Source organism: Leptolyngbya sp. BL0902 (assembly GCF_016403105.1).
Classification (GTDB): domain Bacteria; phylum Cyanobacteriota; class Cyanobacteriia; order Phormidesmidales; family Phormidesmidaceae; genus Nodosilinea.
Genome location: NZ_CP046155.1, coordinates 4,026,845 through 4,045,044, shown reverse-complemented (window position 1 = coordinate 4,045,044; position 18,200 = coordinate 4,026,845). Strand labels below are relative to the sequence as shown.

Annotated in this window: 16 protein-coding genes; 8 read left to right on the top strand and 8 right to left on the bottom strand. The window is 55.9% G+C overall.

The window, feature by feature from the left end; all coding sequences use genetic code 11:
- Positions 1-76: 76 nt before the first annotated feature.
- The 5 genes from GFS31_RS17915 to GFS31_RS17895 all read left to right on the top strand — a co-directional run bounded on the left by GFS31_RS17915 (position 77) and on the right by GFS31_RS17895 (position 5,787).
- Positions 77-2,602 carry a glycogen/starch/alpha-glucan phosphorylase gene (locus GFS31_RS17915; RefSeq protein ID WP_198806096.1) on the top strand — a complete coding sequence of 842 codons (2,526 nt, stop codon included), beginning with the start codon at positions 77-79 and terminating at the stop codon, positions 2,600-2,602.
- 51 nt (positions 2,603-2,653) lie between these two features.
- The gene (locus tag GFS31_RS17910) at positions 2,654-3,868 is read left to right on the top strand and encodes an acetate/propionate family kinase (RefSeq protein ID WP_198806095.1); all 1,215 of its coding nucleotides are present in this window, start codon (positions 2,654-2,656) and stop codon (positions 3,866-3,868) included.
- A 284-nt stretch (positions 3,869-4,152) separates the two neighbouring features.
- Positions 4,153-4,542, top strand: coding sequence for a VOC family protein (locus GFS31_RS17905; protein ID WP_198806094.1), 390 nt, complete (start codon positions 4,153-4,155; stop codon positions 4,540-4,542).
- A 505-nt stretch (positions 4,543-5,047) separates the two neighbouring features.
- Positions 5,048-5,299, top strand: a complete 252-nt coding sequence (locus tag GFS31_RS17900; protein ID WP_263974865.1) for a UPF0175 family protein — start codon at positions 5,048-5,050, stop codon at positions 5,297-5,299.
- A complete protein-coding gene (locus tag GFS31_RS17895; protein WP_198806092.1) occupies positions 5,296-5,787 on the top strand; it encodes a DUF3368 domain-containing protein in 492 nt (163 codons plus the stop codon). The genes GFS31_RS17900 and GFS31_RS17895 overlap by 4 nt, the downstream gene beginning before the upstream one ends.
- 184 nt (positions 5,788-5,971) lie before the next feature.
- On the opposite strand, the gene GFS31_RS17890 is transcribed toward GFS31_RS17895, so the two are convergent.
- Genes GFS31_RS17890 through GFS31_RS17880 form a run of 3 tightly spaced genes read right to left on the bottom strand, consistent with a single transcriptional unit; the run spans position 5,972 to position 10,540 of the window.
- Positions 5,972-7,819: an ABC transporter ATP-binding protein gene (locus tag GFS31_RS17890; RefSeq protein WP_198806091.1), complete on the bottom strand. Its 1,848-nt coding sequence runs from the start codon at positions 7,817-7,819 to the stop codon at positions 5,972-5,974.
- A gap of 58 nt (positions 7,820-7,877) precedes the next feature.
- Positions 7,878-9,230: a glycosyltransferase family 4 protein gene (locus GFS31_RS17885; RefSeq protein WP_198806090.1), complete on the bottom strand. Its 1,353-nt coding sequence runs from the start codon at positions 9,228-9,230 to the stop codon at positions 7,878-7,880.
- Positions 9,230-10,540 (bottom strand): glycosyltransferase family 4 protein, encoded by a 1,311-nt coding sequence (locus GFS31_RS17880; protein ID WP_198806089.1) that lies wholly within the window; start codon positions 10,538-10,540, stop codon positions 9,230-9,232. The genes GFS31_RS17885 and GFS31_RS17880 overlap by 1 nt, the downstream gene beginning before the upstream one ends.
- Positions 10,541-10,815: 275 nt before the next feature.
- Here GFS31_RS17880 and GFS31_RS17875 point away from each other — a divergent pair, with 275 nt between their 5' ends.
- Entirely contained in the window at positions 10,816-11,058 is a 243-nt protein-coding gene (locus GFS31_RS17875) for a hypothetical protein (protein WP_198806088.1), read from the top strand.
- A gap of 26 nt (positions 11,059-11,084) precedes the next feature.
- On the opposite strand, the gene GFS31_RS17870 is transcribed toward GFS31_RS17875, so the two are convergent.
- From GFS31_RS17870 to GFS31_RS17850, 5 genes are all read right to left on the bottom strand, one after another.
- Positions 11,085-12,359 carry a glycosyltransferase family protein gene (locus GFS31_RS17870; RefSeq protein ID WP_198806087.1) on the bottom strand — a complete coding sequence of 425 codons (1,275 nt, stop codon included), beginning with the start codon at positions 12,357-12,359 and terminating at the stop codon, positions 11,085-11,087.
- Between the two features lie 150 nt (positions 12,360-12,509).
- Positions 12,510-13,178, bottom strand: coding sequence for a response regulator transcription factor (locus GFS31_RS17865; protein ID WP_198806086.1), 669 nt, complete (start codon positions 13,176-13,178; stop codon positions 12,510-12,512).
- 50 nt (positions 13,179-13,228) lie between these two features.
- A complete protein-coding gene (locus GFS31_RS17860; protein WP_198806085.1) occupies positions 13,229-14,677 on the bottom strand; it encodes a sensor histidine kinase in 1,449 nt (482 codons plus the stop codon).
- A 17-nt stretch (positions 14,678-14,694) separates the two neighbouring features.
- Positions 14,695-15,309 carry a methyltransferase domain-containing protein gene (locus tag GFS31_RS17855; protein WP_225907490.1) on the bottom strand — a complete coding sequence of 205 codons (615 nt, stop codon included), beginning with the start codon at positions 15,307-15,309 and terminating at the stop codon, positions 14,695-14,697.
- 160 nt (positions 15,310-15,469) lie between these two features.
- Complete coding sequence (locus tag GFS31_RS17850; protein WP_198806083.1) at positions 15,470-15,901, bottom strand: hypothetical protein; 432 nt, start codon at positions 15,899-15,901, stop codon at positions 15,470-15,472.
- Positions 15,902-16,416: 515 nt separating this feature from the next.
- Here GFS31_RS17850 and GFS31_RS17845 point away from each other — a divergent pair.
- Both GFS31_RS17845 and GFS31_RS17840 read left to right on the top strand, forming a co-directional pair.
- Positions 16,417-17,055 (top strand): trimeric intracellular cation channel family protein, encoded by a 639-nt coding sequence (locus tag GFS31_RS17845; protein ID WP_198806082.1) that lies wholly within the window; start codon positions 16,417-16,419, stop codon positions 17,053-17,055.
- A gap of 82 nt (positions 17,056-17,137) precedes the next feature.
- Positions 17,138-18,136: a phosphotransferase gene (locus GFS31_RS17840; protein ID WP_198806081.1), complete on the top strand. Its 999-nt coding sequence runs from the start codon at positions 17,138-17,140 to the stop codon at positions 18,134-18,136.
- Positions 18,137-18,200 lie beyond the last annotated feature (64 nt).

The following is an 18,200-nucleotide window of genomic DNA, read 5'->3' as shown; positions in this document are numbered from 1 at the left end:
AGCGCCCTTACAGTAGCAGATAGGCATTATAGATATAACAAACCTATCCCTTCTGCCCCTGTTCCGGAGTCGCGCTATGACTATTCCTCCCTTTTGCCCCACGGTTGATGTTGAAGATGATCGCACAGGGTTGAGCGTAGAAACCCTGCGCCGCGCCTTTGCCGATAACCTGTACTACATCCAGGGCAAGTGGCCGGAGGTGGCCAGCATCAATGATTTCTACCTGGCCCTGGCCTACACGGTACGGGATCGGATGATGCAGCGTTGGCTGAACACCAGCCGCAACTACCTGCGTCCGGAGGTGCGGATTGTCACCTACCTATCGGCGGAATTTCTGCTGGGGCCGCACCTGGGACGGAACCTGATTAACCTTGGCATTGAAGCCCCCGTGAAGCAGGCGGTGCAGGAATCGGGGCTGGATTTTGACGCCATCGCGGCCCAGGAAGAGGAGCCCGGTTTGGGCAACGGTGGTCTGGGGCGATTGGCCGCTTGCTATATGGAGTCCATGGCCAGTTTGCAGATTCCCGCCATTGGCTACGGCATTCGCTACGAGTTCGGCATTTTTGACCAGCAAATCCGCGACGGCTGGCAGGTGGAAAGCACCGACAAATGGCTGCAATACGGCAACCCCTGGGAAATCGCCCACCCCGAATCCGCCGTGACCGTGGGCTTTGGCGGGCATACCGAGGGCTATGTGGATTCCGATGGCCGCTTCCGCAAGCGCTGGCTTCCGGCCAAGCAGGTGAAGGGCATCCCCTACGACACGCCCATCCCTGGCTATCGGGTCAACACCGTCAACACCCTGCGGCTGTGGAAGGCGGAGGCGGTGGAATCCTTTGATTTCCAGTCCTTCAACGTGGGCAACTACTACGGGGCCGTCAACAGCAAGGTGACATCGGAAAATATTTCCAAGGTGCTCTATCCCAACGACGAGCAGATCGAAGGCAAGCAATTGCGCCTAGAGCAGCAGTTTTTCTTCGTCTCCTGCGCTCTGCAAGACATGATCCGCATTCACCTGGGGTCGGGCCGCAAGCTCAGCACCTTCCACGAAAAATTTACCGCCCAGCTCAACGACACCCACCCGGCGGTGGGCGTGGCGGAACTGATGCGCCTGTTGGTGGATGACCACGGCATGGGCTGGGAGGAAGCCTGGAACGTCACCCGCCGCACCTTTGCCTACACCAACCACACCCTGCTGCCCGAAGCCCTGGAAAAATGGTCGATTTACCTGTTTGGCAGCATGTTGCCCCGCCATTTGGAAATCATCTACGAAATCAACCAGCACTTTATGGATCAGGTGCGGATTCAGTACCTCAACGATCCGGCCAAGCTGGCAAGCCTGTCGTTGATTGACGAATCGGGCCATCGCTATGTACGGATGGCGAACCTAGCCAGCCTCGGCAGCTACGCCATCAACGGCGTGGCGGCGCTGCACACAGAACTGGTAAAACAGACCATCCTCAAGGACTTCCACGAACTCTTCCCCGGCAAAATCCACAACGTCACCAATGGCGTCACGCCCCGCCGCTGGATTGCCCTGGCCAACCCCCGCCTCGCCGCCCTCTATACCGAAAAAGTGGGTGAGGGCTGGCTGCAAGATATGGAGCAACTGCGCCAGATCGAAGGCTACGCCGACGATGCCGGATTCCGGCAATACTGGCGGCAGATCAAGCACGCCATCAAGCAGGATCTCGCCGCCTACATCGGCCAGCACACGGGCATCACCGTCAACCCCGACTCGATGTTTGATGTGCAGGTGAAGCGCATCCACGAGTACAAACGCCAGCACCTCAACGTCCTTCACATCATCACCCTCTACGAACGCCTGAAGCAAAATCCCAACCTAGAGATTACGCCGCGCACCTTTATCTTTGGCGGCAAGGCGGCTCCGGGCTACTTCATGGCCAAACTGATGATCAAATTCATCACCGCCGTGGGGGATGTAATTAACAACGACCCCACCATTGGAGATCGGCTCAAGGTGGTGTTCCTGCCCGACTACAACGTCACCTTTGGCCAGCGGGTCTACCCCGCAGCGGATTTGTCCGAGCAAATATCCACCGCCGGAAAAGAAGCCTCCGGCACCGGGAACATGAAGTTCTCCATGAACGGAGCCCTCACCATCGGTACCTTAGACGGGGCCAACGTGGAAATTCGCGAACTGGTAGGTGACGAAAATTTCTTCCTCTTCGGCCTCACCGCCGATCAAGTCCATGACCTCAAGACCAGCGGCCACTATAACCCCTGGGACTACTATCACGGCAACCCTCGGCTGAAGCAAACCATCGACCTGATCAACTCCGGCTTCTTTGCCAAGGGCGATGGGGGCCTGTTCAAACCCCTCACCGACAACCTGCTCTACGGCGACCCCTACCTGCTCTTGGCGGACTACCAGAGCTACATCGACGCCCAGGATCGCGCCGATGCCGTCTACCAAGATCCCGAAACCTGGTCACGCATGTCTATTATCAACGCCGTGCGCATGGGCAAATTCTCCAGCGACCGATCCATCCGCGACTACTGCCGCAAAATCTGGCAGGTTGAGCCCGTACCCATCGAACTCAAAGAGTACGTCCAATCCCAAGCCGGATTTAAGGTGTAGCCCGCACAACTACGTTCCACCGATCTCGCGCCCCTCCACCCGGCCTTGTCTATGAAAATCCTGGTGCTCAACGCAGGCTCTAGCAGCCACAAAAGCTGCCTGTTCGACCTCACCCAGGTCTCCGACCCCAGCCTCGCCCCCACTCCCATCTGGCGGGCCACACTGGATTGGACCCACGCCGAGGGTCAGGTGGAACTTTCCGCCGAAACCGCCACTGGAACCACCCTCAAACAGTCGCTACCCATCACCGACAAAGCCGAGGGCATCGCCGCCATGATGAAAACCTTGGTCGAGGGCGAAACCCAAGTCCTAGATAGCCTCAGCGACATCGATGGCGTGGGGCATCGGGTCGTCCACGGTGGGCGAGATTACGTCGATAGTGTGCGAATTGATGACGACGTAAAGGCGGCGATTCAATGGCTGATTCCCCTCGCCCCCGCCCACAACCCCGCCAATTTGCAGGGCATCCACGCCATCGAAGCTATCCTAGGCGACATTCCCCAAGTGGCCGTCTTCGACACCGCCTTCCATGCCCGAATGCCCGCCGCCGCCGCCACCTACCCCGGCCCCTACGCCTGGTTAGATCAAGGCATCCAGCGCTACGGCTTCCACGGCACCAGCCACCGCTACGTTTCCCAGCGGGCCGCCAATATGTTAGGCCGAGACCTCACCGAGTTAAAGCTAATCACCTGTCACCTCGGCAACGGCTGCTCCCTCGCCGCAGTGCAAAACGGCCACAGCATCGACACCACCATGGGCTTCACCCCCCTGGATGGGCTGATGATGGGCAGTCGCTCCGGCAGCGTGGATCCCGGCATTCTGATTCACCTAATTCGCCAAGAGGGCTACAGCGGCGACGCCCTAGATAAGCTACTCAACAAAGAATCCGGCCTCAAGGGGATTTCCGGCGTCTCCAACGACCTGCGCTTGGTGATTGAAGCCATGGAACAGGGCAACGACCGGGCCAAACTTGCCGTCGATATGTTCCTCCACCGCCTGCGCCGGGAAATCGGCTCCATGCTGGCCAGCCTGGGCGGGTTAGATGCCCTCGCCTTTACCGCTGGCATCGGCGAAAACAGCGCCCTCGTGTGGCAAAATGCCTGCGAACCCTTCGCCTTTTTGGGCCTCAACCTTCAGGCAAACCCCAGCCGATCCGCCGCCGATCAAGACATCGCTGCCCCAGATTCCACCGTCCGCGTCCTGGTCATCCACACCCAAGAAGAATGGGCCATTGCCCAAGCCTGCCTCACGTTGATTGAAGCCTAACCTTTAATGAATGTTTCCTTCTAATCGACAACGGGCTTAAGTAGAATGGCCAAATTAAAATTAAGTTTGGCTCCGGGTTTCGACTGCGCTCAACCCTCCTGTTGCCTTGTACGTGGGCATTGAGCGAAGTCGAAATGCGCTTTACCCATAATTGTGACCCCTTACTTATTAAACTGCCAGTCCTCTAGAATAGGCTAATAGAATCACGTTGAAAGATTTCTGAAAAGAATTTTATGAAAAACGAAGCATGATTAAGATCCATATTGACTTGGTGAGACTTGGCAATGTTTAGCGGTGTTGCTGAAGTCATGTATTTCGTTTCTGACCCCAAATTAGCAGCAGAGTGGTATTCACGTTTTTTTGACATTGAAATTACCGTTTTAGCTAATCCAGATTACTTCTTTGTCAAAGTAGGTGAACAGGAAGTTTGGTTCCATCAGGCGGATGACAAAGTCCCGTCAGGTGTAGCCGGACACGTTGCCTATTGGCAAGTTGATGATTTTGATGCCGTTTTAGAACGAGCCATAACACTGGGGGCTGTTCTCTATCGAGGCCCATTGGATCGAAAGGACGGCAGTTATATGTGCCAAGTGAAGGATCCTTTCGGCAATTTGATTGGCTTCATTGGCCCATCAGTGAAGATGATGAGCGAAAACTCTAATCTGGACAACTAAGTTGATCTAAGTTTAAGGAAGATTTGGCTATTTGGGACAGCCACGGCAGGACAGACAATGCCACCGCAGGAAGAATGCAAAATCAACCCACACGGCTCGACTGAACTGTCTTAGTCCTAAGTAGAATTCAGCTGGGGCTGACCACGATGAATTAAACCTAGTGGTCAGTGACCACCCTACTTATGCTGTGCGGTAAGAATAGTGCTTTAGCCGAATAGCATCCCGCGATTGGTCAAGCAGCCGTTTGGGTGCAGGAGTTCATGTGCTCATAGGTAAACCCGTACTATATTCATGAGGTGTTTGACGAGGTCTTGCGAGATATTGAGGCAGTTCAAGAAGCAGTGCCAGAGCAGGTTCTCTAGCTAAGATCACGCTTCTACAGCTCCAGGTGGCTGGTGGTATGTTCGGCGATAGGAAGAGCTTAAGCCTTAGGGCGATCAGTAGGTAGGCAGTCCCAGTCGTCAAAGCCTTAAAATTAAGAAAATCAGTGCTTGAAGGTAACTCGATGAAAATTACCCTGAACCTACCGGACATCCTCAATCAAGCCGAAACCTTTAACCAGAGTGACTGGCTCCGGGAAATTGCTATTGCGCTGTTTCAACAGGAACGGATTTCTCTTAGCCGCGCCAGCAAGATTGCCGGGATGGAAGTTATGGACTTTCAAAAGCTGCTGGCAGATCGCGACATTTGTGTTCACTACGATGTAGAGGACTTGGAGCAAGATGTTCAGCATCTGCGTGATCGTGGCTGGCTATGATCGTTGTCAGCGATACCTCTGCCCTCTCCAACCTTGCAATTGTCGATCATCTCTGGTTGCTAGAAACCATTTACCAAAACGTGTTGATTCCTGATGTCGTTGCTACCGAACTTTCAGCTGCCAGCAATCCTACTATTTCAGCTATTCTCAAGTTGGGTTGGATTCAAACCCAATCACTCGCCAACATCAAACTTGCTGATCAACTACAACAAGAACGGGGATTTGATGCCGGAGAAGCAAATGCGATTGCGTTGGCATTTGAGCTACAAGCCGATGATTTGCTTATTGATGAGCGATTGGGACGACAAGAAGCTATCCGGCTTGGGCTATCTATCATCGGCATTCTGGGTATTCTGCTTGTGGCCAAACAAAGAAGTCTCATTCCTCAAGTTCAACCCGTTATGGATGCCTTGATCAACCAGGCTGGTTTTCGTGTCAGTCCTCAACTATATCAGCGTATCTTAATCCTTGCTCAAGAGCCTGAGTAAGGATAATCCGAGATAGTCTGTAGAGAAAGCAAGCGAACACGGCGTGACAGCGGGCTTTTTCAGGAATAACGCAAAACTGCCCAATAAGGCTCGCCTAAACCAGGCTAGTTGTAATGAAGATTGGGCTGGCTAGGATAGCTTAAATTGGACGATGGACATTGCCCACCCTACTTATCTGACCTGCTCATACACTTGGCATGAGTAAGGGCGACTCTCCGTTATGGGCGAGTTGTAGGCGATAGAGGGTGGCGTAGTGGCCTTGGCGGTGGAGGAGGTCGGTGTGGCTGCCCTGTTCTAGGATGGTGCCGCGTTCCATGTAGATGATGTGGTCGGCCTGGGCGGCGAGGGTGAGGTCGTGGGTGATGGTGAGGGTGGTGCAGCCTTGGCCGACCCGTTGTAGGGCTTCGATGACGGTGCGTTCGTTATCTTTATCGAGTCCGGTGGTGGGTTCGTCGAGGAGCAGGATGGGGGATTGGCGCACGGCGGCGCGGGCGATGGCGAGGCGTTGGCGTTGGCCACCGGAGAGGGTGACGCCGCGTTCTCCGACGGGGGTGTCGTAGCCTTGGGGCAGGCGTTCGATGAATTCGTGGGCGTTGGCGAGTTGGGCGGCGTGGCGAATTTCGGCGGCGGTGGCTTGGGGGTTGCCGTAGGCGATATTGTCGGCGATGGTGGCGGCGAAGAGTAGGCTATCTTGCAGCACCACGCTGATTTGGGCGCGTAGGGAGTCTTGGGTGTAGTCGCGGATGTCGGTGCCGTCGATGCAGATTTGGCCTTGGTCGGGGTCGTAAAGGCGCAAAATGAGGCTGGCGAGGGTGGATTTGCCGCTGCCCGATGGCCCCACAATGGCCACCTGTTGCCCCGCCGCAACTTGAAGGGAAATATCTTTGAGGATGGGCTGTTCGGGGTCGTAGGCAAAGGAAACGTGGCGCAGTTCGATGTGCCCGTGGAAGGGGGGCGCGGCGACGGCGTGGGGGGCATCCACAATGTCGGGGGTTTCGTCGAGCAGGTTCAAAATGCGTTCCCCCGCTGCCGAGGCTTTGGCCAAGCGGGCGGTATATTTGGCGAAGTCGCGCACGGGGCGAAAGGCGTTTTTGAGGTAGGCCAAAAAGACCAGCAAATCCCCTGGGGTTAGGGCTCCGTGGGTGACGAGGTGCGCCCCCCGGCCCAGCACCAAGGCGGTGGCGACGGCGATGATTAGGTCTACGGAACGCTCTAGTTTAGCCGCCAGTCGTTTGGACTTGACGCCATCCTTAAGAGTCTTTTGGCTTTGGCGGGTGAACACCTGGGCAAACGCGGGTTCCAAAGATAGCGCCTTCACCACCTTAATCGCCGCCATGGATTCCGCTGCCGCCGAGGCCATGGAACCCTCCCGCCGCCGCTGTTGCCGCGACACTTCCCGAATCCGGTGGCTGAGCCGCACCGTGGTCAACGAAAACAGCGGAATTGTGGCCAGGGCCAGCAGGGTGAGCTCCAAATGCAGCCACAGCATCAGCCCCACCATGCCCAGCAAAATCATCGTATTGCCCAGCATCGGCAGCAGCGCCGTGACGACAACTTCTTTGAGGATGCCCACATCGCTAATCACCCGCAGGGTCAGTTCGCCACTGCGGGCCTGGTTGTGAAACCGCAACGACAACCGCTGCAAATGGCGATACAAATCATCCCGCACCTGGGTGAGCACACGGCTACCCACCAGGGCAAACCCCACCGTACTAAAGTATTCCCCCATGGCCCGCACCGCCACAATGGCCACCAACCCTGCCGCCGAGAGCCACAGCACCCAGGTCGTCGAAAGCTCTCCGAAGGGCGTGGTGATGAGGTGGGGCGTAGAGGTCGCGCCGCCCACGGGAATCACATGGTCGAAGATCACCTTCATGGGCCAAGGTTCCAGCAACCGCAGCGCTACTTGGGCCACCAGAGCTACGAGGGCCATCGTCGCTAGGCCGCGTTCTTGACGAATGTAGGGCCAAAACCGCCGCACCATGTCGGCAAGGCTGGGCACCATGTCTTTGAGGTGAGTGGGTCGGGACATAGGGAATGGGGAGTGGGGTTAGGAAATGGGTTGTGTTGTGGATGGGTTGGCCCTCACCCTAAATCCCTCTCCCAAGGTGGGAGAGGGACTTTGAAGGGAACTTCCGGCTCCCCTCTCCTCCCTGGGAGAGGGGCTGGGGGTGAGGGCCAACGGGGGCTTTGCCATCGGCTAATTCGCTGTGACGATTGCCGATCACCGCACTCCCAAAAGCCACGTTCAAAATGCGTTCGACCACCTGCAACCAGGTGTGATGGCTGGCGATTTGCTGCTGGGCTTGTTGGCCCAGGTGTTGACGCAAAGTCGGGTTTTGCTGCAACTGCAATAGCACCTGAACTAGAGCATCCTCATCCCCCGGTGGCACGAGCAGTCCGGTGGTGCCGGGGGTGATGACCTGGCGCAGTTGGCCGATGTCGCTGGCGATAACGGCCAACCCAGCGGCCATGTATTCGTAAACCTTGAGGGGCGAAAAGTAGAACTGCTCCAGTTTGGGATAGGGAGCTACGGCTACATCCATCCGGGTCAGCCAGTGGGGGATTTGCGATGGTTCTACGGCCCCTACCCAGTCCACCGCTGTATCCAGGCCGTACTGTTCCATCTCGGCGGCGCAGTCTAACCGGGCGGGGCCCTCGCCGACCATCAGCAACCGCGCCTGGGGGCAATGGTCATGCAACTGCCGAAATGCTGCCATCAGCGTGGGCAGGCCATGCCAGGTTTTCATCGTTCCCACAAAGCCAATGGTAAAGGTGGGGACAGAGGAAGCCGGGGATGCGGGGACGGGGGGACAGGGGGACGTCTCCGTCTGGATGGGGTTGTCTTGTGCGATGGCAGGTTGGGAGTGGTCTGCAAATCGCGCCACGTTGACCCCGTTGGGAATGACGTGAACGCGGTTCTTGGTTTCGGCAAACGTTGCCAAATAGTCGGCTACGCCTTGGGAGACGGCCACCAGCACAGCCGCCGCCGCAAATACTCGACGGGCCACCCATTGGGCCTTTTGGGGATAGACCAACTGACGATAGCGGGCCTGTTCTTCAATCAGCGGGGCATTCACTTCCAGGACGGTGGGAAGGGCGCGATCCCGTCCGTACTCCATCGCCGCAAAGCTCCAGAGGGAATAGCGTTCATACACCAGGTCGAAGGGGCCAGTGGTTTCGAGGGCAAAGCGCAGGTTGAGGTTGAGGTTGAGTTCGGCCTGTTCTCGCTGGGCGCGGTCTTGCTTGGGGATGGCAGGGAGGCGATGCACGGGCACATTGGCCAAGTCGGCGGGTGGGTCTCCCCCCAACCGGGCGGCGATCAGGGTGACGTGATGGCCTTGTTGGAGCAGGGCGCGAATCACCTCTTGAACATGGATAGAGCAACCCTTACGGCCAAAGACGGGCACGCCATAGTCGGCACAAACGTAGGCGATCTGCATTAGCGCACCTCCTGGAGGGTGGAGTTGGGTTCCGTAGTGTTCGAGCTTCCCGACACCTGGGATGAGGCATGATTGAGAGAATCCGCTTTTACAGCGGCAGGCGACTGGGAACGGGGCGTTTTTCCGCCGACTTGGCGAAAGACCCGGCGTAATTGAGCGGCGTTGGTGTGGATGTCGAAGTTAGCCTCAATTTGCTGGCGAGCTTGGGTGGCAAGGGAAACCCGCAGGTGGGCATCCCGCAGCAGTCGTTCTAGGGCCAGGGCGAGGGCGACGGGATCTCGCTGGGGCACTTGCAGCCCTGTCACCTCATGCTGCAACACTTCGGGAATGCCCGTCACGTCCGTAGAAACGCAGGGCGTACCCAGGGCCATAGCCTCCAGCAATACCGTGGGCAGGCCGTCGCGGTTGCCATCGCTGCCGACCACGCAGGGGGCCGCAAACACTGCTGCCTCCTGCACCCACCGCTTGATTTCACGTTGGGGCTGGGGGCCAACCAGCGAAACCCAGGGCTGAAGATTCGCTGCCTCAATCTGGGCCTGAAGCTCAGCCGCGAGTTCCCCAGTGCCCACAAGGTTGCAGCGAAACTCCACCTGGCGCTGCACCAGCAACCCGCAGGCTTTAATCAAATCGCCAAAGCCCTTTTTCTCCACCAAGCGGCCCACGGCGAGGATCTGGGGCGGACGCTGGCGCGGCTCTGCGTAGGCAAACTGCTCCAAATCCAGACCGTTGTAAATGCGCTGCACCGAGGCGGCAGATTCACCATACTGCTGGCGCAAATACTGCATGTTGTAATCGCTCACCGTTACCACCGCTGCGGCATCGTTGAGCTTGCGGCGCAGGTCGTCGGGCTGCACAGTTTCGTGGAAAATGTCCTTGGCGTGGGCGGTGAAGGTGTAGGGAATATCCGTGAAATGGCTGGCCAAGCGGGCCACCGTCGTTGCCGAGGTGCCAAAGTGGGCGTGGAAATGGGTGATGCCCTGGGCCACCGCCTCACAGGCCAATAGCGCCGCCTGATACACCTCTTGGACAGGCTCCCCCGCCGCCATGGCCAGCCGCGACCAAAACTGGGGCAACATATCCGCCGCCGCCTGGAGCGCTTGCCAGAAGTTGGTGCGACGGCCTGCCCCTGATGGCAAATACCGCACTGGAGCCTTCACTCGGCTGATGATGTCTTGAAAATGGGTGTCCATTGGTGGACGTAGGGCAAAGATTTTAATCTCCAACCCCGTCGCTTCATGGGCCAAAATTTCCGACACCACAAAGGTTTCGGAATAGCGGGGATAGCGTTTGAGGACGTAGGCGATGGACATAGGACTGGGGGGAATAAAGGGAGTTGGAATCGGGAATCGGGAGTTGGGAGTTGGGAACAGGGAATGAGAAGTTGGGGAAAACGGTAAGGATAGAATGCCGCTACTCAATTCAGAAGTGTCCTGACGGGACAAGATATTTTCCGTATTAAGAGATTGGCAAAGAGGTTAGCAACAACGATGATTGACCTGGCTTTTAGAAATCATTGAGATTTGGCAAGACACAAATCGGATTGAGTTCTTTAGACTAGACTAAGCATCGTTTAGGAAGCGTAGATATGCGGCGGGCTAAGGCGGTTGGATTCGGTTTATTGGGGGCCTATTTGCTGAGCTATGCCTACGCTAGGGTGTTTGTGTTTCATGCGGTAGAACAATACACAGGAGCCGAGGGCAAAAGCGGGCCAAGGAAAGACTACATTACTAAACGAGATCGGCCCGCTGGGGAAGGCTGGGAATACCAGGTCTTTTTGCCCACTATCAAGGTCGAAGAAGGGATTACAAATTACCTTCATAATCGGTAGTTTTTTTAACCCATGCTGCCATTTCCCTACACCGCTTTTAAGGGATAGTGGGACGACCGATCCTGCTCTGCACGCGCCATAAGCTGATTGATGTACTGCGGGATTCGCTTCAGGCCATTGAGGTCAATGCAATGACGGGCGATGGGCCGCTGCGAGGGGCGTTGATGGGTTACGGTATTCAACCAGGTTGTAATGGCGGGGGCGCTGAGGTTGTCTGGTGCCAGCACGTCTACTAGCCCTAAATGGTGCAGCCGTTGGGCGCGAATCCACTGCTCGCGGCGGGGTTGGGTGCGGGGCACAATCAGCGCTGGAGTGCCCAAGGCCAGGATTTCGCAGGTGGTGTTATAGCCGCCCATGGACACCACGGCACTGGCCTGGGCCAGCAGTTGGGTCGGTTCTGGGTGAGACTCTAGCACCGTCAAATTCGTGCGCTGGGCGGCGAGGTGGTGCAGGGCTTGGCGATGGGCCTGGGGCATCAGTGGGCCAGTAATTAGAATGCCTTGCCAACCAGGGGGAAACGCCGACTGGGCAAAGGCTTTGGCCAAAGCTACTCCGTCCTGTCCACCGCCCACCATGGCCAACGCAAAGGGAGGCTTGGGGACGGGGGAGGGGGAGGCCGCCGCCACATCGAGACGCGCCTGGGCATCTAAATAGCCGACGTAGCGGATTTTGGCGGCAATATCGGCGGGAAAACGGTAGGTGGCTTCCAGGTTGTAGACGGTAGGATCGCCGTAGACCCAAATGCCGTCAAAATAGCGACGAATGGCGGGAATATTCTTGGCCTGTCGCCACTGGCGGCGCACGGTTTGGGGGGCATCCAAAATATCGCGCAGGCCCAAAATGCAGCGGGTGGGGCGGCGGCGCAGCAGTTCTAGGGCCAAATCTAGCTCCTGCATGGCCCCCCGTGGCACGTTATCCACAATAAACACATCGGGCTTAAACGCCTTCAGTGCGGCGCGAATGGTCTTGGCCCGCAGCAAGCGCAAATCTTCCACCGACAGCCCCAGGCGGCGCGACTGATACTCGCCCTCGGCGGTCTTTTGCCAAGCGGGTAGGGTGAGGTAATCAATGCCGTCGGGCAGGTTGCCGTCGCTGGCTTCGGCCATGCCAGAAATGAGCAGCACCGAGCTATGGGGCAACGCTTGACGCAGGGCTTGGGCAATCAGCAAGTTGCGCCGTTTGTGCCCCAAACCCATGGTGTCGTGGGAATAGAGGGCAATCCGCAGATGCTTGGAGGCTGGAGGAGAACAGTCACCATTGTAGAGAACTGCTGGGGGCTGGAGGGTACTGGAATCGGTCATCGTTCATTTACTCCTGGGGGGCGAACCAAGGATGATGCAAGCATGTCGTAACAACCATGATTACCCCTTCTAGACCAGAGCCCTCAGTCTCCGTTCCGTTTCTAAGAAAACTCTTAATTCAGAACATCGCCTCAGACGTCTCAAGATTCGCTAACCCCGTAGGCGATAGCCTATCCCTCGCACAGTTTCGATGGCTCGACGGCCTAGCTTTTTGCGGAGATAGCCCACATATACATCGACTACATTGGAGGCTGTGTCATAGTCATAACCCCAGACTTCCTGTAACAATTCCATTCGTTCTACCACCTCCCCCGACCGCCGCATCAGCAGCTCCAGCAAAATAAATTCGCGGGTAGATAACTCAATAATTCGATTTGCCTGCTGAACCTGGCGCTGGTGTAAATCTAGTGTGATATTGCCTACTTGAAGCGTCATCTGAGGGGATTCCCGATCCTGGCATCGCTTGCGCAATTGCACCTGAATACGAGCTATGAGTTCTTCTAAATGGAAGGGTTTGGTTAAATAATCATCAGCCCCGCCTGTGAGTCCCTGTATCTTGTGGGGTAAGTCGTCGTACACCGTCAGCAAAATAATTGGCAGTGTTTCACCCCATTCCCGAATCGCCTTCAGTACCGACAATCCATTCTGATCGGGCAAGTCTAAGTCGAGCAGTATCAAATCAAAATCTCCCCCTTGGGTGAGGTGAATCGCACTCTGTCCTTGATCTACCACCACGGTTTCAAAGCCTCGGTTGACCAGTCCTTTGCTTAATACTGAAGCAATGCGTGGCTCATCTTCAACAATCAAAATTTTGGGCATAGGGCACACCATAACCTGGCCAAGAGAAGTAACGGTTTTTGAGTGATTGATTAATGGGAATAGACTGGCACCGCTGGCCGATCTTGGGGGGGTTCTAGCGGCAAGATAAGGATAAAACAACTACCCTGCAAAGACGTACTTGAAAGCCTGATTTGTCCGCCATGCGCTTCGGCAATGGCTTGAACGATGGAGAGCCCCAACCCAGATCCTTCGCTTCGTTCTCGAGCCCCGGTGCCTCGGGCAAAACGCTGGAAAATGTGACTTTGATCCACAGGGTTAATGCCAACCCCCGTATCTCTAACCCAGAAATGAATTTGATGCTTGACTAACTTTGCCCCTAGCTCAATGGTGTCATTGGGCTGCGTGTGATCAATGGCATTTTGAATCAGGTTCATCATCGCCTGGGTGAGTCGATCTCGATCTGCCACTATCTGTACAGCAGGGGCCTGGGCTAGCGTCCACTGCCGTGCCGCCATAACCCCAACCTTGCTATAAATAGCCTGCAAAAACTGATCGACAGGTACTATGGTGAGAGCTAAGAAGTCTCGCCGCTCTGCGGTGGCTAACAGAAGCAAATCCTTAACTAAACGACTCATTCGTTGCAGCTCATCCTGCATCAGAACTACAGCCTCAGCTTGATCTTCGGGGTGCTGACTCAGTAATTCTAGATGCCCTTGAATAATGGTAATGGGTGTTTGTAGCTCGTGGCTGGCATCGTTCAAAAAGTTGCGCTGGCTAGCAAAGGAGGCTTGTAGACGGGCCAGCATGGCATTAAAGGTTTCTGTTAATTCAGCAATTTCTACTGTTCCCCGCACCGGAATACGCCGTTGAAGTTGATCATCAGTAGCGGTCATAGACCGTGCCGTTTGGGTCAGATCATGCAGGGGGGCAAGAATGCGTCCGGTGGCAACCCAAACTAGCACTAGAGCCACCAGGGTACTGATGCCAAATACCTGTGCCTCTAGCCAAACTAATCGATTGAGGTCTCGCTGTTGATTTGTAAGCGACTGCATCACCACAAAGACCCCGTGATCTGGCCCCTCAGTGGGTAATGGATAGGCTAAATAAACCCAAGTGTCTTGACCTAGATGAAGCTGGCCTTGTTGGCGTTGATTTAAGCCTTGCCATTGCGTGACAATCTGCGCCTGCTGATCTGTAGGAATGGGCAGCGGTGCTGGGCTGGTGGCGTGCTGTTCACCATTGATGAGGGTAATAAAAACCTCGTCATTGTCAGGAATATTGCGCGACAGAAATACCTTAAAAATAGCTTTTACATCCCCATCGAAGGGTTGGCCTGTTAACGGATTACGACCATCTATCAGGCGCTTGATCTCAGAAATTTCCTGCTCTAGGGCGCTGCTGATACGTTGGTCGAGCTGAAACCGCAAAAGCTGCCGGGTAGTTAGGGTAGAACCCACTACCGCTGTCGTCACCAGTACCGTAACCCACACCAAAATCCGGGTCTGGGCACGACCCCAAACCGCAGATATCCAAGCCAAGGGTGAGGGCACCAAATCTACTCCAATCGCCGAAATCGGCCTAGGTGTTCTTCCCCCTGACGGGTGGGAATGGAATTAGCCACGGGATGTAGACTATCCACCGCAAAGTAGGGTGAAAAGGTGGCCTGAAGCTCGTCAGGAGAAACCCCAAAAGGAGGCCCACCCCCTCGGCTATGGGTAAAGAAAATCGCCAGTAACTCTCCTCCCGGCACTAATAATTTGGCGGCTAATTGAGCATAGGCTGGACGCAAACTGGGGGCAATGGCGCAGAAGCAGGTGTGCTCCACTATATAGTCAAACTGCCCGGCCCACTCTGGCACCAGGTCAAAAATATCCCGCTCCAACAGGGTGATGGCGAGGTTGGCATCGGTGGCCTGTTCGGCCATGGCCCGAATGGCGGAAGGGGCAAAATCCACCGCCGTGACGCTAAAGCCATGATGAGCCAACAGCAGCGCATCGTGGCCCCGCCCTGCCCCCAGCACCATCGCCCGACCGGGAATCGGAGCTTGGTCAGACGCCAGTAATGCCTGGAGTCCGGGGGCGGCTTGGCCCAAGTCCCAGCGGGTGCTGCCTTCCTGGTAGCGGCGTTCCCAATCGGCAGCGGTGAGGGAAGGATCAGGGGTAGTGGTCACAGACAGCTCCAACATCGTGAACGGGATAGCCCAAAAAATAGGCTGAGTTTCACAATCGCCCCAGCCTATAGTCATGCATCATTTTAACGATAAAGTGAAGAGAGGCTTCAGGCTGCTAAAGCTAGCTCGATAAAGAGGCGAGTTATCTTAGTCGCACGCCTTAGTAGCAGGGCGTTAGCTTTCTGGCATCAACCCATCCCACGGGTTGTGGGAAATGCTGTGCTCCAAGAGGTCTAAAATTGGCCTGGGTATCCTCATTCTCAAACCAAGCTTCATTAAAGGTGTAGACCTGCACAGCCGTAGTCCCATCAAACTTCCGAAAAACCCCCGTTAAGAAGACATATGTTCCACCTGGAAAGGTGCCAATTTGGTTTGCAGGTTTGGCATACAGCTCAGTGTTATCAAAAACTTCAGCTTGGGTTGCCTCAATTACCATTCGACAGCCGCGAATATCGCCCTGAACTTCCCATAGGTCTTGGAATGAAGGGGGATAGGATTGGGCTAGCGTCATGGCAGTTGGCACAGCGACCGCAGATAGAATTAAACCAGATAGAAAACCTCGGAACCATGGGAAAGCGCGAGTGTTGGTCATATTAACCTCACAGTTGTGAAAGGTGTTTACGTGCAACACACAATGAACCCTGAAATGCTTAGCATCCTGGATCATCGTGATGTTATTAGGTCGCCATAGGTTGATCTAGCTAAAGCTAAATGCTTGAGCTAGACGAAATAGCGACAAACGACAAACAACAACAGAAGGATTGACCGACCAAGAAGGGAGCAACAAGAATCTAGGTCTCGCACCGGACGGAGATGATGTTGCCCTCATTCGACGGATTCTAATCAGAAGGTTTATTTCTTAGGAATACGTCGTTTATGACTTAGCGGATAGACTCGTAGTTCAAGCGATCTGCTCTTGTTGCGAGAGCATCATTTTTTATTCTAGAGTCTTATTCATTTCTATCCGAAAAAGGCTATTAAGGTGTTTTTTTGAAGCAAAAGGTAACGAAACTAAGGGCTAAAAAATTGGAGTATGGTTGAAGTCAGTTCTTTAGTGCTGGAGCAATGCCTGCACAATAGGAAACATTGGCGATAGAGGGTGCAGTGATGGAGTATATTTTGGCCCAGGTGGGGGTGGCGGTGTTTGCGATTTCGGGGGTGTTGTCGGCGGCGCGGCAGCGGTTGGATATTTTTAGTGTGGTGGTGGTGGGGCTGCTAACGGCCATTGGCGGCGGCACCCTGCGGGACGTAATTTTGGACGTGCCTGTCTTTTGGCTGCTGGATCTCACCGCCTTTTGGGTGGCGTTGGGGGCGTCCTTTGCCACGTTCCTCGGCTTTCGTTTTATCCTCAAACTGCCGCCTCGGCTGCTGTCCTATTTGGATGCCATGGGGGTAGCGCTGTTTTCGGTGCAGGCCATTGATAAGACTCTGTCCTTGGAACATCCGGCGGCGGTGGCGGTGGTGATGGGTCTGATTACCAGCATTGCCGGAGGGATTTTGCGAGATGTTGTCACCCATCGGCCTACGATGCTGCTGTCGAGGGAGCTCTATGCCACCCCGATTGTGTTTGGCGGTATCCTCTACGTGCTGCTGCTGAAAACCTTGCCTGCTCCCCTGGGTCGGCTTGTGGCGATGGGGCTAATTTTTGGTATTCGGGCGGTGGCCATTCGCTGGCAGTTATTTCTGCCCCTGCGCCTCACCCTCAAGGTAGATCCCCACCATTTTGATGACACGCCCGACCCCTAGGAGCTTGTCTTGATCCGCTCGTTGCCCCATCGTTGTCCTCAGTCCAGCCCTCTCCGCCCACCTTAATTTCGATTCTCTGTCTATGGCGATTTCCCTCATGCAAGACTCTGCCCTCGCGGCCCTCGCTCCGGCGCTGGAGGGTGCCACCATCGCGCCTCACCTTGCGAATATGGTGGGCCAACCGCTGACCCTGCAAGACATTCGGGTGCTGCGCCACAAACCTGGGCGTCGGGCGCTGATAGCCTATGATGTATCCCTGGCTGATGGCAAAACCCTGACCCTGCTGGGCAAGGGCCGCTCCCGTGGGGCCGATCATCGCACCTACCAGCTCCAGCAGCAGCTTTGGCACCAGAGTTTTGACGATGGCAGTGCCGATGGTCTTTCGGTGCCGCAGCCCCTCGGCATTTTGCCGGATTTTCACCTGTGGTTTCAGGCTTGGGTGCCGGGGAAAATCACCACGGATTGCCTAGGACAATCCCATAGCGCAGGGCTGTGGGAACAGGTGGCCGCCGCCATCACCAAGCTCCACCAGGCTAAGATCGCCCCCGCAAAATCTCATACCCTAGAGGACGAACTGCGGATTTTGCACGAACGCTTGCCTGCCGTCGCCACGGATTATCCCCACTGGCGAGATCGGCTCACGGGTCTATTGGAGCGCTGCACCGCTCTCGCTGCCACCCTGGCCCCCGCCGCCCCCACAGGCATCCATCGAGACTTTTACCCCGATCAAGTGCTGATAGCGGACGGCCCAAAGTCCCAACGATCAGACCATGATCGTCTGTATTTGCTGGATCTTGACCTGTACTGCGAAGGCGATCCGGCTCTAGATATCGGCAATTTCGTCGCCCACCTGACAGAGCACAGCCTCCGTACCTTCGGCCATCCCAACGGCCACTCTGCCCAGGAAGCCGCCTTTGTCGAGGGTGCCTGCCGCCTCAATCCAGCCCTTGACCGCGAGTCCATCGCGGCGTACAAAACCCTCACCCTGGTGCGCCACATCGCCATCAGCCACCAAATGCCCAGCCGCCAAGCCATCACCCCCCACCTGATCGACCTCTGCGAACAACGACTTTGTCGCTGATCCAGCCTCCACCATGCCGTTTCTGAAGTTCGGTTAGATAATAGTGCTAACTGTCCGAGCTTGT